This window comes from Geothrix edaphica, assembly GCF_030268045.1.
Classification (GTDB): Bacteria; Acidobacteriota; Holophagae; order Holophagales; family Holophagaceae; genus Geothrix; species Geothrix edaphica.
Window position 1 is genome coordinate 297,137 of the sequence record NZ_BSDC01000003.1, and the last position, 16,085, is coordinate 313,221.

Here is a 16,085-nt window from a genome sequence, read left to right on the forward strand (position 1 = left end):
CCGCGGGCGATCAGTCCGGCCGGATGTTCCTCAGCAGCGTGAGCTTGCTGTCGAAGCGGGCCTGCGCTTCCGGCTGGGCCCACTTCCGGGCCTTCTCCAGGGACTTGATGGCATCCTTCGTCCGTCCCTGGGCCAGGGCCACCCGGGCCTGGATCCAGTAGAACTCGGGTTCCATGGGAAGGAGCTTGATGGCCTGCTTGACGCGCCGGGCCGCCTCGTCCCACTGCTGGTCGCCAAGAGCCTCCTCGGCCAGGAAGGCGTTGAAGAACGGATCGCGCTTCCGGATCTCCAGTCCGCGCTCCCGATAGCCCTGCGCCTCCTCCACCCGGCCCTGGGCCCGCAGGAGGTTCTCCAGGTTCCCGCAGGGGGCGCCGTCCTTGGGATCCACCGCCAGGGCCTTCCGGAAGGAGGCTTCGGCCTCGACATCCAGCCCCTGGGCCCGCTGGACCACCCCTAGGATGTTCCAACCCACGCCCAGGCCCGGATCCACCTGGATGGACTGGTGGGCCGAGGCCAGGGCATCCTCGATGCGGTTTTCCGCCATCAGCTCGACGGCCCGGTTGCTGTGGAAGAGGGCGAGCACCCGCGTGGGTTCCAGCGGCGCGATGAGGAGGCTGACCCGCCGCACCTCCGGCAGGAAGTCGGCCACCAGCTCCTGGCCCGGGGTTCCACACTGCACCACGGCCACCACGTGCCGTTCGAACCGGACCGTCGCCCCCACCCGCCGCCAGCGGCTGATCCGCAGAGGTTCGCCGTACCGCACCGGGAGACCGATGGATTTGCAGGCACCAACACAGAGCGCGGTGAGACTGAGGCAGTTGGCTTTGCGATCCCGCCACACTTCCTTGGGGGTTCTGGTGTAGGCGTTGTCATAGGCGATCCCCAGCCCGCCCTCCTCGGGGGGCGAGAAGAAGGCCTTGAGCAGAGCCGAGACCTTGGCTGGAACGCCTTCTTTGGCCATGGTCTGCTGTCGAGCAAAGGCCTGGAGTTCGGGCGGGGCCTCAAAAGGGTCCTCCCCGGCCAGCAACAGCGCAGCGCCAAACAACAGGGGCAGGACGCGCACACGCATGGATCGGCTCCGGGCACAACATAGGGCTACGGTGGGGAAGGTCAACGGGTTATGAGATGCTGGATCTGGAGGGATTATGCCGAGCCCAAGCGCCGTCGTGTGCGCCTATTCCAGCGTGGGGACCGCGGCCCTGGAGGGGCTGCTGGAGGCCGGAGTCGCGGTGAAGGCCCTGTACACCTACGCCCAGGGGGCCGACGAGCGGTGGTTCACGCCTCCCGCCGCCGTGGCCGAGGCCCATGGCATCCCGGTCCGCCTGGCGCCCAGCTTCAATACCGATGAGGTCTTCGAGGCCATCCGCGCCCACCAGCCGGACTTCCTCTTCAGCTTCTACTTCCGGGAGATGATCCAGGCGCGATTCCTGGAGCTCCCGCGGCTCGGCGCCTACAACCTGCACGGCAGCCTGCTGCCGAAGTACCGGGGACGGGCCCCCCTCAACTGGGTGCTGGTGAAGGGCGAGACCGAGACAGGCGTCACCCTCCACGCCATGACCCCCAAGCCGGATGATGGCCACATCGTGGCCCAGGCCCGCCTGCCCATCGACTGGGACGAGACGGCGCTGAGCCTCACCCTCAAGGCGGCGGACGCCGGCCGGGGGCTGGTGCGCGAAGCGGCTCCCGGCCTGGCGGACGGCAGCCTGCCCCGCATCGACCAGAAGACCCTCGGTCCCTCCACCTACTTCGGCGGCCGGAAGCCCGCCGACTCCCGCCTCGACTTCGCCATGACCGCCGGAGAGGCCTTCAACCAGATCCGCGCCGTGGCCGACCCCTGGCCCAACGCCTTCCTTGAGACCGCCGAAGGATCCGTGAAGGTGGCCTGGGCGCTGCCCACGGAGCTGCCCTGCCCCGCAGGCTGTTTCCGAAGTTCGCGGGAGGGCGTGCTGCTGGGGTTCGCCGATGGCGCCCTGCGGATCCACACCTTGAAAGTGGATGGCGCCCGCCTGGAGCGCCCCAGCGAGCAGGCCATGGCCCTCCGGCTTCTGGGTGTGCCCCAGAGTTGAATCCGGATATGCTGACGCGCTCCCCTTGAAAGGACTGCCATGCGAAGCGTCATCACCGGAACCGGCATCGGCGTGCCTCCGCATATCGTGACCAACGAGGCCCTGTCCCGGCTCATGGACACGTCGGATGAATGGATCCGGGTCCGCAGCGGCATCCAGGAGCGGCGCTATGCGGAAACGGGCCAGGGTTCCACGGATCTCGGCGTCATCGCGGCCCGGGCCGCCATCGCCAAGGCGGGCCTCGGCATGGGCGACATCGACGCGGTGGTCTTCGCCACCATGACGCCGGACCATGTGCTGCCAGGCAACGGGCCGCTGCTCCAGGCCGCCCTGGGGCTCCGCACCGATCTCCCGACGTTCGACCTCCGCCAGCAGTGCAGCGGCTTCCTCTACGGATTGGAGCTGGCCGACCTCCTCATCCAGAGCGGCCGCTACCGGCGGGTCCTGCTCGTCGGCGCCGAGGTGCACACGGCCTTCATGCCCTGGCACCTGGGCTGGAATACCCTCATCGGCCAGTCCACCCGGGAGATCACCGAGGCCGAACGCGCGGAGAACACCCTCAGCCGCGACCGGACGGTGCTCTTCGGGGACGGCGCCGGCGCCGTGGTGATCGAGGCGCGGGACGGCGAGGCGGGCATCCTGAAGACCCGGCTCTTCACGGACGGCACCGGCGCCGGCGTACTGACGATGACCGGCGCCAGCTTCAAGCGGCGGCCCTTCGTGACCGCTGAGCAGATCCAGGCCGGCGAGACCATCCCCGTCATGTCCGGCAAGGAAGTCTTCAAGTCCGCCGTGACCCTCATGCCCCAGGCGGTGCGCGAGGTCTGCGCCGAGGCCGGCGTAGCCGTGGAGGACCTGGACCTGGTGCTGATCCACCAGGCCAACCTGCGCATCATCGAGGGCGTGCAGAAGGCCCTGGGGCTGACGCCGGAGAAGGTCCCCCACAACATCGAACGCTACGGCAACACCACCGCCGCCACGCTGCCCATCCTCCTCCATGAATGCCTGGAGGACGGGCGGATCCAGCCCGGCATGCTCGTGGCCTTCACCGCGCTCGGCTCCGGCCTGCACTGGGGCGCCGCCCTCTACCGGGCCTGATTGCAGACCGGCCCCGCGCGGGGCTAGAATCCAGCCAAACCCCGGAGTCCCCATGCGTTCCATGATCCTCGGCGCCACCCTGGCGCTGATCCCGGCCCTGGTCCTGTCCGCCGGCACCCCGAAATCCCGCAGGCATTCCAGGCATTCGGGCGGCCCCGTGAAGACCGCCGGGGAAGCCAAGGCCATCGCCGAGCGCGAGACCGGCGGCCGGGCCGTCAGCGCCCGGCGCATCCCCCTGAACGGCGCCTCCGGCGGCTGGGAAGTGGATCTGCGGGTACCGAACGAGGACCGCGGCTGGCGCTGCATCATCGACTCGGACACTCACATGGTCCACAGCAAGGCGCGCATCGACCAGCCGGGCGCCAAGGGCAAGGCCGACGGTCCGGTGCGCGTGGTCAAGGGAAGCCGCTGAAGGGGACTCCCCGGCATGTGCCGACCGTTCGCCGGTTTTTCCCACCGCGCAGCCTGCCCGGCTTGACAGCCCGGCCTAGAATCGTACCTGCGGCCAGTGCCGCAAGGAGAACGACACATGGGTCTGATGGACTGGGGCAAAGCCCAATTCCTCGACATCCTCGAATGGCTGGATGATTCCAACGACACCCTGGCCTGGCGCTTCCCCATGCGGGGCCAGGAGATCCAGAACGGCGGCAAGCTGGTCGTGCGGGAAAGCCAGGAGGCCGTCTTCGTCAACGAGGGCCAGCTGGCGGACGTGTTCAAGCCCGGCACGCACAACCTGACCACCCAGAACCTGCCCATCCTCGCCACGCTGAAGGGCTGGAAATACGGCTTCGAGAGCCCCTTCAAGAGCGATGTCTACTTCATCTCCACCAAGCTCTACAACGACCTGAAGTGGGGCACCTCGAACCCCATCATGATGCGCGACGCCGACTTCGGCATGCTGCGCATCCGGGCCTTCGGCATCTATACCATCAAGGTCGTGGACAGCGGCACCTTCCTCAAGCAGCTGGTGGGCACCAACGGCGTCTACACCGTGCCCGACATCAGTGAGCAGCTCCGCAAGACCATCATGAGCCGCTTCACCGACACTCTGGGCGAGGCCAAGATCCCCGCCCTCGACTTGGCCGCGAAGTACGACGAGATCTCCGACCTGGTGAAGCAGAAGCTCCAGGACGAGTTCAAGACCATGGGCCTGGAGCTGTCCAAGTTCTTCGTGGAGAACATCAGCCTCCCCGAGGAAGTGGAGGCCATGATGGACAAGCGCACCGGCGTGGGCATGATGGCCCCGGTCATGGGCGCCTACACGCAGATGCAGGTGGCCGACAGCATCCCCCTGGCCGCCCAGAACCCCGGCGGCGTGGCCGGCATGGGCATGGGCGTGGGCCTGGGCTTCGGCATGGGCAACATGATGGGCCAGCAGATGACCGGCGCCGCCCAGCAGATGGGCCAGCAGGGCTTCCCCGCCGGCAACGCCCCCGCCCCCGCGGCGCCTGCGGCCCCCGCGAAATCCCTCAAGGATGAGCTCACGGACCTCAAGGAGCTCTTCGACGGCCAGCTCATCACCCAGGCCGAGTTCGACGCCCAGCGCGCCGCCATCCTGAAGAAGCACGGAATGGGCAGCTGAGTTCCATTCTTCCCACCTGCAAAATCAAGGGCGGCGCTGGCCGCCCTTGATTTTGCAGTGGGTGAGAAGCGGCCTAGTGGTGATGGTCTGCCTCCGCCTCGTGCCGATGATCGAACCGGTGGTGGTGGCGGTCCGCCATCTCCCGGGTCTCGAAGTGCACCGTGAGGTGGCGGACGCCGTGGCGCTCCCAGAGCAGGTGCTCGATCCGCTCCAGGTGGGCCTCGGTGTCCCCCAGCCGGTCGCCCTCCACGATGATGTGGGCCGTGGCGATGGTGAGGTGGCTGCACATCTTCCAGCTGCGGAAGTCCTCCACGCCCAGCACACCCGGCAGGCCCATCAGCTCCGCCTTCACGGCCTCGTGCTCGAAGGCGGCGCGGTGCATGAGGATGCCCACGGCATCCCGCAGCAGCAGCACGGCCCCACGCAGGATGACCAGCAGGATCACGAGCGCGATGGCCGGATCCACCCAGCGCCAGCCCGTGAGCCGGATGAGGACCATGCTCCCCACCAGGGAGATGCTGGTGAGGCTGTCTGCGAAGGCATGCAGGTAGGCGGCCTTCAGGTTGGCATCCCGCTCCAGCAGGCTGCGGTCCCGGGGCACCAGCACCACCGTGGCCAGGATGTTCAGGAGCAGGCCGAGGCTGGAGAACACCAGCACCCAGCCCGTCTGGATGGGCACGGGATGGCGGAACCGGGCCAGGGCCTCCCAGCCCACGGCCCCGGCGAGGAACAGCAGGAACCCCACGCCCACCAGGCTGTTGAACACCTCCAGGCGGTGCCAGCCGAAGGTCCAACGGTCGTCGGGGTCGCGCCGGTTGGCCAGCCAGAGGCTCAGGATGCCCAGGCTGTTCACCAGGACATCGTTCAGGTTCTCCAGGCTGTCACTGACCAGGCCGATGGAACCCGTCCACCAGCCACCGAGCCCCTGGAGGACGAAGCTGACGAAGAAGATCCCGGCGCTCCAGGCGAGGCGCCCGGTGGTGCTGGGCCCGTGATGGTGAGGATGGTCGGCCATCACTCGCCCCGGTACCGGGGCTTCCGCTTCTCCCGGAAGGCAGCCAGTCCCTCCAGGCGATCCTTCGTGGGGATCACCTGGGCGTAGCAGGCCCGTTCGAAGGCGAGGCCGGAGGCCTGGTCCATCTCGAGGCCCCGGTTCACCGCCTGCTTGGCCATCCGCAGGGCCAGCGGCCCGTTGGGGAGGATCTCCCGGGCCAGGTTCAGGGCCGCGTCCAGGGCCCCGCCCGCGGGGGCCACGCGGTCCACCAGGCCCAGGCGCTCCGCCTCGGAGGCGCCGATGCGCCGGGCCGTGAAGATCAGCTCCTTGGCCCGGGCGGCCCCGATGAGCCGCGGCAGGCGCTGGGTGCCCCCGGCGCCCGGAATGATGGCGAGGGCCGTCTCCACCAGGCCCATCTTCGCGTCCGCCCCCGCCACGCGGAGGTCCGCGGCCAGGGCCAGCTCCAGGCCCCCACCGAAGGCCGCGCCCTCGAGCACGGCGAGCACGGGCTGGGGCAGGTCCTCCAGCTCGGTGAAGGCGCTCCGCAAGCCGTGGACGAAGACGGCGGTGTCGGCCTGGGACATGCCAGCCCGCTCCTTCAGGTCGGCCCCGGCGCAGAAGACGCCGGGCACCAGACTATGCACCACCACCACCCGGACGGCCGGATCGGAGCGCAGCTCCGCCAGGGCCTGCCGGAATTCGGCCAGGAGCTGGCGACCCAGGGCGTTCTTGGCGGCAGGCCGGTCCAGCCCGAGCAGGGCGATGCCGGCATCGTCCCCCGCGAGGCGTTCGAGCCGGACCTCCATCAACCCAGCTCGACGATGGCATCCCCTTCGTTGAGGAACTGGTCGGGGGTCACAAAGACCTTCTTGACCGTCCCCTCCTCAGGGCTGCCCACGGGAATCTGCATCTTCATGGACTCGATGATCACCAGATCCTGGTCCTCGCCCACAGCATCGCCTTCGGCCACGCAGACTTCCAGAACCTTCCCCGCCATCTCGGCTCGCACCAGGGCCATCCCTCACCTCGTAGAAGATGGCTTCAGTCTAGCTCGCTATTCGTCCTTGTCGGAGTCGCCGATCACCACCAGGTCATCGTCCTCGTAGGCGAAGTCGCCCTCCTCCATGAGGACCTCGCGGACCTTCCCGCATTCGGGGGCGTTGATGTAGAAGGCCGTGCGGGAGGAATCCGTGCCCTCGAGGATCATCAGGGGCTCGTCCTCTTCCACCTCCTGGCCGGGGCGGACGAGGACGTCCACCACATAGCCCGGCCATTCCGCCCGCACGATCATGCTGCCTCCCCTGGCCCATCTGTGACCTTGGCCGGGAGAGTATGGCGCCCGGGGCCCCCGCGCAAGTCCTGGAAGCCGTTCTTTTCGTCACATGTCCAGTAGGCGATACTGGAGGGCTTGGAGGATGGAATGGCTGTCGCCTGTGGCATCGTGGGTCTCCCCAACGTGGGAAAGTCCACCCTTTTCAACGCCCTCACCCGTGCGGGCGCGGCTTCGGCCAACTATCCCTTCTGCACCATCGAGCCCAATACGGGCGTGGTGGACGTGCCGGACCCCCGCCTGGCGCTCCTGGCGGAGATCGTGAAGCCCCAGCGCATCCTGCCGGCGGCCCAGGAGTTCGTGGACATCGCGGGCCTGGTCCGCGGGGCCAGCAAGGGCGAGGGCCTGGGCAACGCCTTCCTGGGCCACATCCGGGAGACGGATGCCATCGTGCAGGTGGTCCGCTGCTTCGAGGATACGAACGTCACCCATGTGGAGGGCGGGGTGAACCCAGAGCGTGACCTCAGCATCATCGAGACCGAGCTGGTCATCAAGGACCTGGACGCCGTGGAGAAGGGCCTGGAGCGCCACCGCAAGGTCGCCAAGACCGGCAACAAGGAGTCCCTGGCCCTGGTGGCCGTGCTGGAGCGGGTCTTCGCGGCCCTGGACGCCGGCCAGTGGGCCCGCACCGCCGGCCTTTCGCCTGAGGACAAGGCCCTCATCAAGTCCTACGGCCTGCTCACCCTCAAGCCCACTCTCTTCGTGGGCAACATCGGGGAGGAGGACATCCGCAACCCCGAGGGCAACGTCCACTACCGGAAGCTGCAGGAGCTGGCCGCGGCGCGCCAGGCCCCCTGCATCCCCATCTGCTCCAAGCTGGAGGCCGAAATCCAGGACCTGCCAGAAGAGGACCGCCCCCTGTTCCTGGAGGAGGCGGGCCTGACCGAGCCGGGCCTGAACGTGCTCATCCACGCCAGCTACGACCTGCTGGGCCTCCAGACCTACTTCACCGCCGGGGTGAAGGAGGTCCGCGCCTGGACCATCCACAAGGGCGACACGGCCCCCCAGGCCGCGGGCGTCATCCACACGGACTTCGAGAAGGGCTTCATCCGGGCCCAGGTCATCGCGTATGAGGACTTCATCCAGTTCAAGGGCGAGCAGGGCGCCAAGGATGCGGGGAAGATGCGCACGGAAGGCAAGGACTACGTCGTCAAGGACGGCGACCTGATGAACTTCCTCTTCAACGTCTAGGGCCTAGCGGGCCTCGATGGGCATGCGCCGCAGCCGCTCCACCCGCGCCTCCATGGGGGGGTGGGTGGAGAAGAGGTTCATGAGGCCGCCCGCGCTCAGGGGGTTCACGATCATCATGTGGGCCGTGGCGGGCTGGGCGGACTGCATGGGCGCCTGCTGGTTGTAGTTCTGCAGGCGCTCCAGGGCGGAGGCCAGCATGTCCGGACGGCCCGTGAGGTGGGCGCTGTAGTCGTCGGCCAGATACTCCCGGGAGCGGCTCACGGCCATCTGGAGCATGATCGCGGCCAGAGGGCCCAGGATCATGATGGCGATGCCCGCCAGGGGGTTGGAGCGGCCCTCCTCGTCCCGGGGACTGACCCACATGGCCATGCGGGAGAGGAACATGATGGCCTGGGCCAGCACCGCCGCCATGCTGCCGATGAGGATGTCCCGGTGCTTCACGTGGCCCAGCTCGTGGCCGATGACAGCCTCCAGTTCAGGCCGACTGAGGATCCGCATGATGCCCTCGGTGACCGCCACCACGGCGTGCTCGGGGTTCCGGCCCGTGGCGAAGGCGTTGGGCGTGTCCTCGGGGATGATGGCGATGCGGGCCATGGGCAGGCCGGCCCGCTGAGTCAGGTTCGCCACGATGGCGTAGAGCTCGGGGGCCTCGGCCTGCGTCACCACCCGGGCGCCGTAGCTGGCCAGCACGATCTTGTCGGAAAAGAAGTAGCTGACCCCGTTCATCACGAGGCCGATGGCGAGGGCCATCACCATACCGGACTGGCCCCCGAAGTAATCGCCGATCCACACCAGCAGCCCGGTCATGGCCACGATGATGAGAAGGGTTTTCGCCTGGTTCATGAAGTTGCCTCCAGGTACCAGGATACGGAGGGGATCAAGCGCCCATCCGCTTGACCACCACCAGGGTCACGTCATCCCGGAAGCGGCCCCCCTCCAGGTGCTGGAAGGCCTCCACCAGCAGGGCCTCGAACAGCTCGTCCGCCCCGGCCCGGGGGCGGCGGCGGATGACCTCGGCCAGGCGGCCGTCCCCCAGCTCCTCGCCCGCGGCGTTCTCCGCCTCCACCAGGCCGTCGGTGAAGATCACCAGGACGTCCCCGGGTTCCATGGCGGCATGCCCCTCGGCGAAGACGACTCCGGGCAGCAGGCCCACCATGGGCCCCGTGGGCGCGAGCCGGACGACCTCGCCGCCGGACCGCACGAGCAGGGGCGGGTTGTGGCCGCCGTTCACGAACCGGAGATCGCCGTTGAGGGGATGCAGGCTCGCGGCGAACAGGGTGGTGTAGCGGTTGCCATCGCGCACGTCGTTCATGCGGCGGTTCAGGCGCTCCGCCAGCTTCCCCCAGTCCTGCACGCGGCGGCCGCCCAGGGCCCGGAGGAAGGCGGAGAGCTGCGTCATCATCAGAGAGGCGGGCAGGCCCTTGCCGGAGATGTCGCCCACGGCGATGTGGAGCCGGTCGCCCAGCTCCTCGTCGCGGGCCATCCACACGTCGTAGAGATCACCGCCCACGGCCTGGTAGGGCAGGTTCGCCGCGGCGCACTGCCAGCCGCTGGGCTCCGGCAGCGTCTTGGGGAGCAGGCTGCGCTGGATGTCCCGGGCCAGGTCCAGGTCCTTCTCCATGCGCTCGGCCTGAAGGCGGGCCTCGCGGAACTCCAGACTCGACAGCTGGGAGGACGTGAGGTTCAGCAGGGTGTGCAGGAAGACTTCGTCATCGTCAGACAGCTTCCCCACGGCCGGGTCGGCCGCGTAGGCGAAGCCGTGGCTGTGGTTCTGGTCCAGCAGCTCCACGGCGTGGACCAGCCCCTTCGCCTCGACCAGCTCGTGCAGGGCATCGCCCTCCAGGAGCTCCGGGACCTGCCCGAGGCCCTTGGCGTGCAGCACGGCCCCCTGGGCGTCCACCACCAGGAGGCGCATGATCCGGAACTCGCCCATGAGCGTGTTGGCCATGAGCCGGACCAGATCCTGCCGGGTCTCCACCAGGCCCAGGTTGCGGGTGAGCTCGAAGACTGTGTTCAGGCGGGACAGCTGCAGGGCCAGGGCCTGGTTCTGGGTGCTGCGCACCGCCTCGGCCCGGCGCCAGGCCAGCAGGGGCGCGCTGATGGACAGCAGCAGCGGCACCGCGCCCGGCATTTCCTCCGTCCGGAGGACCAGGTGGCCGTAGACCTCCTCGCCGTAGGCCCAGGGCAGCACCTGCCAGCCCTCGCCGGGGTGGGTGGGGAAGGCCGGGGCCGCCCCCCGGAGGAAGAGCCACTTGCCGCCATCCCAGAGCCCGCCCTGGCCCGTCCGGGCGATGCCCATGACCGTGACGCCCACCAGATGGACGAGGTCCTCCTCGGTGCCCTGGTCCGGGAAGGTCTCCAGGAAGTCAATGAGCGGAAGCAGCTCCTGGGCCCCTTCCGGGATCTTCAGCGCCAGCTGGCGGAGGCGGTCGAAGGGATTGGTCGGCATGGTGGGCGGACCTGGGGCTTCAATCCAGCTTCTTGATCAGGCAGCACTCGTTCCGGCCCGAGGCCTCGTCCGCCTTGAACCGCACCTCGTCCATGAACCGGCTCATGAGCAGCAGGCCCAGCCCCCCCTTCCGGGGATGCTTGATGTATTCCTTCGGATCGGGCAGCACGATCTGGTCGCCGCGGAGCCCCTGGCCGGAGTGGAGGATGTGGATCTCCAGGGCCTGCTCGGTGAAGCGCAGCTCCAGCTCGACGCTGTGCTCGCCCTCGCCGTGGTAGGCATGGAGGATCACGTTGGTCACCGCCTCGTCCACCGCGATGCTCACCTTGGCGGCGGTGGCATCATCGAGACCGGCGACCAGGGAGGCCCGCTTGGCCAGCCCCGTCACCAGGTTCAGGTAGCGGGTCTGGCTCGGGATCACGAGTCGGAACTCGGCTGGTTCCATGGTGGCCGCCACGCTCACCCCTTCCGTTCCGGCGTGACCGCGGCCAGGGCCTGGTCCTCCGCGCCGAAGACCCGGTAGAGCTGGGTGAAGCCCAGGGTATCGAAGATGGCGAAGACGTTCGGTTGGAGGTCGGACAGCAGGATGTCGCCCTGGTGTTCCCGGACCGTCTCGATAAGGCCCATGATGGCCCCCAGGCCGGCCGAGCTGATGTAGTTGAGGTTCTTGCAGTTGAGGAGGATGGTGTAGCGTCCGTCGCGGACCAGCCCTTCCAGGGCCTCCTCGAACTCGCGCACGGTGTGGGCGTTGATGAAACCAGCGGGCAGGAGCACCGCCACGTCGCCAGCCTGCCTCACCGCAATGGAAAGATCCGCCATCCGCCATCTCCAAGGAACCTGGGCCATCCTATCGGTTCCACGGGGCAATTGCCAGTGAGCGCCCCGAACTGGGATACCCTGGATCCGAACCTTTCACTCGAGTCCCCCCATGAGCGCCGCCCGCCCTGAGGACCAGCCCACCCACGACGCCCTCCGCGGGCCCCTGGAATCGTGGCTGAATCAGAAGAACCAGAGCCTGCTCGAGGAGGTGATCGCCACCTGGCAGCTGGCCATGGAGCGCTTCCAGCCCGACGAGGCCCTGCTGGAGCGCCTCCGCCAGGCGCTTCCGGCCCAGGCACCCGCTGAGCCGGAAACAGGCGGCGCCATGGCGGCCTTCGCGGGAGCCCTCGATCTCGTGGAGGGGGCCCCCTCCCAGGGCGACCTCCTCAAGCGCCTCCTGGACGGCCTGGAGCCCCTCGTCGAGCGCAGCGCCCTCTTCATCCTCAAGCAGGGGCTGGCCTCCCTGTATGCCCACCGCGGCTTCGAGGCGCATGCCCCCCTGAAGCCCGGCGCCGTCGTGCCCCCCCCCGACCTGGAGGCCGTGATCCAGGGCCTGGGGCGCTCCCTGCGGAAGAAGGGGGCCGGCTACTCGGCCCTGCTCGCGGTGCTGAGCCCCTACGAGGCCGCCGACCTGGTCATCCTCCCCATCCGCCACAAGCGCAAGGCCGTGGCCCTGCTGCTGGTGGACAGCGGGCTGCGCCAGAAGCTGGACCACCCCGAGCTGGTGCGTGCGCTGGTGCTGGCGGCTTCCGCCTCGCTGGGCAGCCTGGCCGCCGGGAAGGACGAGCCCGCCCACCCTCTGCCCCAACCCATGGCGCACGCCCTGCCCGTTCCCAGCGCCGCCAGCCAGTCCAGCGCCCCCACGCAGATGGTGCCCGATACCATCGAGGCCCCTCCATCGATGGACCTGGACCCCAAGACCCGCGCCGCCGCCGAACGGCTGGCCCGCGTCCTGGTAGGCGACGTGGAGCTGTACTTCCCGGGGAAGGTCGCCCAGGCCCGCAGCCAGGGCAACCTCTACGGCCTGCTCCGGGACGAGCTCGAGCGGAGCCGCGCCACCTTCGTGGAGCGCTTCGGGGAGGACGTGGAAGTGCAGCACCGGATTTTCACCAGCACAGTCATTCACCAGCTGTGCGATGACGACGCTTCCAAGCTGAGCGGAGCCCCCTGGGCCTGAGATCCCCATCCAGAAGGGGTGACAACCGGAGCCGACTCTGGTAGAACCTTGTTCCTTTGGGCATGGGCGAGGAACAAGTCAATGGCGGATCTCGGCAAGAAGTTTTCGTGTTTCCAGTGCGCGACGAAGTTCTATGACTTCGGCAAGCCGGAGGCGGTGTGTCCCAAGTGCGGTGCCAACCAGAAGGCGGCCCCCGCCAAGCCTCGCGCCGTGAAGAAGGAGAAGAGCGTCCACGTCATCGAGGACGACTTCACGCCTGAGCCCGAGGCCGAGAACCTCGAGGAGGCCTTCAGCGAAAGCGGCGTTCCCATCGAGCGCGGCCGCGGCGAGGGCTTCGATCCCGGCGACCTCCGCATGGACGACTACGACGAGTAGCGAATGAGCTGCGCTCATTCGCTGTGAGGAAGAAAAGCCTTTCCGGGAGGGGCCGGGGATGAACGACCCGTCGATCCACCCTCTCGTTGACCGGCACACCCACCTCGAGGGCTCCCTTGATCCGGCCTGGGTCCGGAGCGAGGCCGAGCGCCGCGGGCTGACGCTGCCCGGCCCGCTGGAAGCCCTGTGGTCTGGCGCCGCCGTGCCCTTCGAGGGCTTCATCGAGGCCTTCCTCTTCGGGGCGGCCCTGCTGGACAGCCGCGAGGCCGTGCGCGAGGCGGTCCGGGCCGTGACCCGGCGCACGCAGCTGGCGGGGGGCGTGGGCTTCGACCTCTGGGCCTCTCCCCACTTCCTGGTGGTCCATCGCGGCCAGATCACCCTCGACGCCTTCTGGCGGGGCCTGGAGGAGGGCCTCACTGAGGCGCGGGCCCAGGGGCTCCGGGGCTGCGTCGTGGTGGATGCCGTGAACCACTTCGGCCCCAAGCATGGCCACGCGGTCCTCGACTTGGTGCTGCCGGACCTGTCCCCCTTCGTGAGGGGCTTTTCCACCGGCGGGCTGGAGGGCCGCCCCTTCCGGGACTGGGCCCCGGTCTTCGACCGCGCCCGGGCCGCGGGCCTGCGCATCGCCGCCCACGCGGGCGAGAACGGACCGGGTTCGAACGTCCGCGAGGCCGTGCTGGAGGGTGGCGTGGCCCGCATCGTCCACGGCATCCGGGCCGATGACGCCACCCTGGAGCTGCTGGCCGGGCGCCGCATCCCGGTCGACATCTGCCCCACCTCCAACGGGGCCCTGGCCGCCGACATGACCCCCCACCCGCTGCCCCGCATGCTCCGCGCCGGGGTGCGCTGCGCCCTGGGCACGGACGATCCGGGCGTCATCCCCTGCGACCTGGCCACCGAAGCGGCCGGAGCCCGGTCCATGGGCCTGGACGATACCGCCCTGGCCGCCCTGAGGCGGCACGGAGCCGAAGATGCCTGGTGTCTCCTGCCCTGACGCTTCCGGGGTCGAAGCCAGGGGGTCTTCCCGGTAGACTAGGGGATTCGGTGCGCGCCCATAGCTCAGCTGGATAGAGCATCAGGCTTCGAACCTGAGGGTCGGGCGTTCGAGTCGCTCTGGGCGCACCACCGGACAGACAATTTGGCATCCCTGCGAGCGTGGCGGAACTGGTAGACGCACTGGATTTAGGTTCCAGCGGTTCACACCATGTCGGTTCGAGTCCGACCGTTCGCACCATTTCGCACGTCCCTCGCATCACACGGAGCATCCATGTCCGCCACCCTGCATCACCAGTCCCCCACCCGCAAGGCCGTCGAAGTGACGGTGCCCGCCGCCGAGGTGAGCGCCACCTTCAACGAGGTGGTGGCGAAGATCGCGCCGAAGGTCCGCATCCCCGGCTTCCGCCCCGGCAAGGCCCCCCGGCCGGTCCTGATGCAGCGCTACGCCCGGGAGATCCAGTCCGACGTGGCCCAGCAGCTGGTGGAGAAGCACTTCTGGAAGGCGGCCCAGGAGGCGGGCGCCATGCCCATCTCCCACCCCTCCCTCGAGAAGCTGGACCTGAAGGAGGGCGCCGATGCCGTCTTCCGCGCCCAGTTCGACGTGGCCCCCGAGGTGGTGCTGCCGGACTACAAGACCATGGTCCTCACCAAGAAGAAGCGGGCCATCGACGAGGCCACCGTGGCCGAGCACCTCGAGGGCCTCCGCCAGCGCGCCACCAAGCTCCTCCCCATCGAGGACGGCGCTGTGGCCCAGGACCTGGTGGTCACCTGCGACATCCGCGTGAAGCCCCAGGGCCTCAAGGCCCAGACCTACCAGGACCAGGTGCTGAAGATCGACGGGACGCGCCCCTTCGACGCCCAGCTCCTCGGGATGAAGATCGACGAGAAGAAGGCCTTCAACCTCACCCACCCCGCGGACGACACCAACCAGGTGCTCGCCGGCAAGACGCTGGCCTACGAGGTGCAGGTCAAGGACATCCGCCGCCAGGAAGTGCCTGTCCTGGGCGACGACTTCGCCAAGGACATGGGCACCTTCGAGAATCTCGAGGCCCTGAAGACCGCCGTGCAGAAGGATCTGGAGGAGGCCGCCGACCGCGACGCCGTGGCCCGCCTCCACGCCACCATGCTCGACACCCTGCTGGATGCCGCCCCCTTCGAGGTGCCCCGCTCCATGGTGGCCCTGCAGCTCGATGACTACTGCCAGGAGTTCGCCCAGCACGTGGCCCGCCAGGGCATGGATCCCAAGAAGGTGAACTGGCAGGCCTACCGCCAGTACCGCATGAACGATGCCGAGCGCGCCGTCCGCAGCGGCTACCTGCTCCAGGCCATCGGCAACACCGAGGCCATCGAGGTGCCCGAGGCCGACATCGACGCCGAGATCCGGACCTTCATGGCCGAGAACCAGGTCCAGCAGCCCTTCGAGGCCTTCAAGGCCGAACTGGAGCGCCGCGGCAACACCACCGAGATCAAGGGCCGCCTCCGCACGGACCGCATCTTCACCCACCTGCTCGCCACCGCCACCGTCACCGAGGAGCTGCTGGACAAGGCCGCCTTCGAGGCCCTGGTGGAGCTGGAGCGCAAGCGCGAGGCCGGCATCCCGGTGAACCGCTTCGACGCGGGCGGCCTGGAGGGTGGCGACCTGGAGGGCCAGGAGGGCGGCGAGCCCGCCGCCGTGGCCCCCGCCGGCCACGTCCACGGCCCCGACTGCGACCACGACCATGATCACGAGGCCGAGGCCAAGCCCGCGAAGAAGGCCCCGAAGGCCAAGCCGGAGGCGGAACCCGCCAAGGACGCCGTGAAGAAGGCCGAGCCGGTGGCCGAGGAAAAGCCAAAGAAGGCCGCCGCCAAGAAGGAAGAGCCGGCCGCGGAGAAGCCGAAGAAGGCCCCGGCGAAGAAGGAAGAACCCGCCGCCGAGGAAAAGCCCAAGGCGAAAAAGCCCGCTGCCAAGAAGTAGTGGTCTGTCCTGGCCCCGCGAAGAAGGCGCCCCAAGGCGCCTTCTTGCTATTCT

18 protein-coding genes and 2 tRNA genes are annotated in these 16,085 nt (G+C 68.8%); 11 read left to right on the forward strand and 9 right to left on the reverse strand.

Annotated features, from left to right (window positions below; translation table 11 throughout):
* Positions 1 to 10 precede the first annotated feature (10 nt).
* Positions 11 to 1,069, reverse strand: a complete 1,059-nt coding sequence (locus QSJ30_RS12150; RefSeq protein ID WP_285609619.1) for a tetratricopeptide repeat protein — start codon at positions 1,067 to 1,069, stop codon at positions 11 to 13.
* A gap of 76 nt (positions 1,070 to 1,145) precedes the next feature.
* Between QSJ30_RS12150 and QSJ30_RS12155 the strand changes: the two genes are divergently transcribed.
* From QSJ30_RS12155 to QSJ30_RS12170, 4 genes are all read left to right on the forward strand, one after another.
* Complete coding sequence (locus tag QSJ30_RS12155) at positions 1,146 to 2,066, forward strand: formyltransferase family protein (protein WP_285609621.1); 921 nt, start codon at positions 1,146 to 1,148, stop codon at positions 2,064 to 2,066.
* A gap of 39 nt (positions 2,067 to 2,105) precedes the next feature.
* Positions 2,106 to 3,164: a 3-oxoacyl-ACP synthase III family protein gene (locus tag QSJ30_RS12160; RefSeq protein ID WP_285609623.1), complete on the forward strand. Its 1,059-nt coding sequence runs from the start codon at positions 2,106 to 2,108 to the stop codon at positions 3,162 to 3,164.
* 52 nt (positions 3,165 to 3,216) lie between these two features.
* A complete protein-coding gene (locus tag QSJ30_RS12165) occupies positions 3,217 to 3,576 on the forward strand; it encodes a hypothetical protein (protein WP_285609624.1) in 360 nt (119 codons plus the stop codon).
* 117 nt (positions 3,577 to 3,693) lie between these two features.
* Positions 3,694 to 4,746, forward strand: coding sequence for an SPFH domain-containing protein (locus tag QSJ30_RS12170; RefSeq protein ID WP_285609626.1), 1,053 nt, complete (start codon positions 3,694 to 3,696; stop codon positions 4,744 to 4,746).
* A gap of 73 nt (positions 4,747 to 4,819) precedes the next feature.
* Here QSJ30_RS12170 and QSJ30_RS12175 read toward each other — a convergent pair whose 3' ends face one another.
* From QSJ30_RS12175 to QSJ30_RS12190, 4 genes are read right to left on the reverse strand one after another with little or no spacing between them, the layout of a single operon-like run.
* Positions 4,820 to 5,761 (reverse strand): cation diffusion facilitator family transporter, encoded by a 942-nt coding sequence (locus QSJ30_RS12175; RefSeq protein WP_285609627.1) that lies wholly within the window; start codon positions 5,759 to 5,761, stop codon positions 4,820 to 4,822.
* A complete protein-coding gene (locus QSJ30_RS12180) occupies positions 5,761 to 6,546 on the reverse strand; it encodes an enoyl-CoA hydratase-related protein (RefSeq protein ID WP_285609628.1) in 786 nt (261 codons plus the stop codon). Before QSJ30_RS12180 ends, QSJ30_RS12175 begins: the two co-directional genes overlap by 1 nt.
* A complete protein-coding gene (locus QSJ30_RS12185; RefSeq protein WP_285609630.1) occupies positions 6,546 to 6,758 on the reverse strand; it encodes an acyl-CoA carboxylase biotin carboxyl carrier protein subunit in 213 nt (70 codons plus the stop codon). The genes QSJ30_RS12180 and QSJ30_RS12185 overlap by 1 nt, the downstream gene beginning before the upstream one ends.
* 36 nt (positions 6,759 to 6,794) lie before the next feature.
* Positions 6,795 to 7,031, reverse strand: coding sequence for an acyl-CoA carboxylase biotin carboxyl carrier protein subunit (locus tag QSJ30_RS12190; protein ID WP_243317027.1), 237 nt, complete (start codon positions 7,029 to 7,031; stop codon positions 6,795 to 6,797).
* A gap of 129 nt (positions 7,032 to 7,160) precedes the next feature.
* Here QSJ30_RS12190 and ychF point away from each other — a divergent pair, with 129 nt between their 5' ends.
* Positions 7,161 to 8,261, forward strand: a complete 1,101-nt coding sequence (ychF, locus tag QSJ30_RS12195) for a redox-regulated ATPase YchF (RefSeq protein WP_285609637.1) — start codon at positions 7,161 to 7,163, stop codon at positions 8,259 to 8,261.
* 3 nt (positions 8,262 to 8,264) lie between these two features.
* Here the strand turns inward: ychF and QSJ30_RS12200 are convergent, their stop codons facing one another.
* From QSJ30_RS12200 to QSJ30_RS12215, 4 genes are read right to left on the reverse strand one after another with little or no spacing between them, the layout of a single operon-like run.
* Complete coding sequence (locus QSJ30_RS12200; RefSeq protein ID WP_285609639.1) at positions 8,265 to 9,104, reverse strand: zinc metalloprotease HtpX; 840 nt, start codon at positions 9,102 to 9,104, stop codon at positions 8,265 to 8,267.
* A gap of 34 nt (positions 9,105 to 9,138) precedes the next feature.
* On the reverse strand, positions 9,139 to 10,710 hold the full coding sequence (locus tag QSJ30_RS12205; protein WP_285609640.1) for a PP2C family protein-serine/threonine phosphatase: 1,572 nt from the start codon (positions 10,708 to 10,710) through the stop codon (positions 9,139 to 9,141).
* Between the two features lie 19 nt (positions 10,711 to 10,729).
* Positions 10,730 to 11,155: an ATP-binding protein gene (locus tag QSJ30_RS12210; RefSeq protein ID WP_285609642.1), complete on the reverse strand. Its 426-nt coding sequence runs from the start codon at positions 11,153 to 11,155 to the stop codon at positions 10,730 to 10,732.
* 14 nt (positions 11,156 to 11,169) lie between these two features.
* A complete protein-coding gene (locus QSJ30_RS12215) occupies positions 11,170 to 11,529 on the reverse strand; it encodes an STAS domain-containing protein (RefSeq protein ID WP_285609644.1) in 360 nt (119 codons plus the stop codon).
* Between the two features lie 109 nt (positions 11,530 to 11,638).
* Here QSJ30_RS12215 and QSJ30_RS12220 point away from each other — a divergent pair, with 109 nt between their 5' ends.
* The 6 genes from QSJ30_RS12220 to tig all read left to right on the forward strand — a co-directional run bounded on the left by QSJ30_RS12220 (position 11,639) and on the right by tig (position 16,031).
* Complete coding sequence (locus QSJ30_RS12220) at positions 11,639 to 12,706, forward strand: hypothetical protein (protein WP_285609646.1); 1,068 nt, start codon at positions 11,639 to 11,641, stop codon at positions 12,704 to 12,706.
* Positions 12,707 to 12,787: 81 nt separating this feature from the next.
* Complete coding sequence (locus tag QSJ30_RS12225; RefSeq protein ID WP_285609648.1) at positions 12,788 to 13,081, forward strand: FYDLN acid domain-containing protein; 294 nt, start codon at positions 12,788 to 12,790, stop codon at positions 13,079 to 13,081.
* A 58-nt stretch (positions 13,082 to 13,139) separates the two neighbouring features.
* Complete coding sequence (locus QSJ30_RS12230; protein WP_285609650.1) at positions 13,140 to 14,075, forward strand: adenosine deaminase family protein; 936 nt, start codon at positions 13,140 to 13,142, stop codon at positions 14,073 to 14,075.
* A gap of 54 nt (positions 14,076 to 14,129) precedes the next feature.
* Positions 14,130 to 14,206, forward strand: a tRNA-Arg gene (locus tag QSJ30_RS12235).
* Between the two features lie 24 nt (positions 14,207 to 14,230).
* Positions 14,231 to 14,315, forward strand: a tRNA-Leu gene (locus tag QSJ30_RS12240).
* A gap of 33 nt (positions 14,316 to 14,348) precedes the next feature.
* Complete coding sequence (tig, locus tag QSJ30_RS12245) at positions 14,349 to 16,031, forward strand: trigger factor (RefSeq protein ID WP_285609652.1); 1,683 nt, start codon at positions 14,349 to 14,351, stop codon at positions 16,029 to 16,031.
* Positions 16,032 to 16,085 lie beyond the last annotated feature (54 nt).